This window comes from Enhygromyxa salina (genome assembly GCF_000737335.2).
Lineage (GTDB): Bacteria > Myxococcota_A > Polyangia > Nannocystales > Nannocystaceae > Plesiocystis > Plesiocystis salina_C.
In genome coordinates this window covers 1-1,757 of record NZ_JMCC02000262.1, presented here as the reverse complement: position 1 = coordinate 1,757, position 1,757 = coordinate 1, and the positions used below count along the sequence as shown (strand labels likewise).

Here is a 1,757-nt window from a genome sequence, read left to right as displayed (position 1 = left end):
CTTGGCTGGCTCGGCTGGCTCGGCTGACTCGGTTCGCTGGGTGCCTCGGTCACGCCCAGGCGCGCGCCAAGTCCCGCGCGGCTGGCCGCCTCGACGACGATCCACGCGCCGGCCTCCACGCCCGAGATGGCCCCCGCGAGCGCGCACAAGCCCGCGCTCGTCGACAGCGCCTGGATCCCGGTGTCGGCCAGCCGCGCCGCCGCGCGGGCGTCGACGTGCATGCCCCCCTCGCGCCACAGCGGCCAGTCAATGGCGATGCAGCGACCCTGGCGCTGGCCGTGGACCCGGGCGAGCTCCCGCCAGTGCGCGAAGCCGTCGAGGTAGCCGTTGGCGAACGCGTAGTTGGCTTGGCCAAGGTTGCCGATCACGGCGGCCAGCGAGGAGCACAGCAGCATGAACGCGAGCGGCTGGTCGGCGCACGCCTGCTCGAGCGCGTGGATGCCATGGATCTTGGCGCCGAGCACCGCGGCGGCGCGCTCGGGATCGCTGCGGACGATCAGCGCGTCGTCGATCACACCCGCCGCGTGGATCACTGCGTGGATCGGCCCAAACCGGGACACGGCCGCGGCGACGAGGGCCTCCGCGTCGGCCGGCTCGCGGACGTCGGCGCTGATGTAGATCGCCTGCGCACCCAGCTGCTCGAGCTCCTGCACGAGCGCGTCGAGGCTGGGATCTGCGGGTCGCCGCGAGCTGAGCACCAGCGAGGCCCCGCTTGCCGCGAGCGCGCGGGCAAACAGCCGGCCGAGTCCCCCGGCCGCGCCGGTCACGATCACGCAGCGCTGCCGCAGGTCCAATTGCTCGGCGCCGGGCGTGGCCTCGAGCGAGGCATCGACCCAGCCCAACACCGCGCGGGACCCTGCGTGCAGCCGCACGAGCTCGCCGGCGCTCGCCTGCGCGAGCTCGGCGTCGAGCTGGGCCCACGTTGGCCAGGTGTCGACCTCGAGCACCGCGAGCGGCAGGCGGGGGAGCTCGATGGCCAAGGTCGCCGCGAACGCCCGCACGGCGTGCGCCTCGGGGTGGCCACACGCGAGCTCGACGTGCAGCAGTCGCGTGTGTCGCTGGGCGTCCGTCTGCCACAGCCCCTGAACGAGGGCGAGCAGCCGCCGGTAGAGCGCCTGCGGATCGATCCCCGTGTTGACGTGAACGATCGCCTTGGGGACGACGCCCCGGCGCTCGAGCTGGCTGAACAGCTCGCGCAGATCCGTGGCCGAGTCGGCCGCGACGCTGAAGTGTTGATCGCCCAGGTCCGCGAACCCAGCGCCCGCCGTGACGACGATCGTGCCCGGCCGAACCTGCGACGCGACCTCTGGGGGCGGGTACAGGAGCAGCAAGGGGCCGTCCGTCGGCGCGCTCGCGGGGCTTGGTGGGGTCGGGCGCCACTGGGCCTGCATGTAGCGCGGCCCGGCGGCGACGGGCGCAGGCTCGGCAGTGGGCTCGGCAGTGGGCTTGGCTGGGGGCGCGCCGGTCGAGCCCGACAGCCCGCCATGGTTGTCGACCAGCCAACGTGAGAGCGCGTCGATCGACTGGTGCTCGAACAACAGGGTCGGATACAGCTGGGTCCCCAATAGGGTCTCGAGCCGCGCGACGAGGTCGAGCAGGTCGCTCGAGTCCAGACCCAGATCGTAAAATCCCAGCGTCGTCGACACCTGGCCGGGGTGGTCGAGCCGCTCGGCGATCATCTCGCGCAGGGCCGCGCGGGTGCGCGCGAGCGGGCCCTCGTCGGTTCGGTGCGTCGGCGCGGTCGCGGGCGCGGACGC

At 73.5% G+C, this 1,757-nt stretch carries 1 protein-coding gene; it reads right to left on the bottom strand.

The annotated features are described in order from the left end of the window. Positions 1-1,757 (bottom strand): SDR family NAD(P)-dependent oxidoreductase (locus DB30_RS40755; protein ID WP_146662950.1); only part of this gene is annotated, 1,757 nt, incomplete at both ends.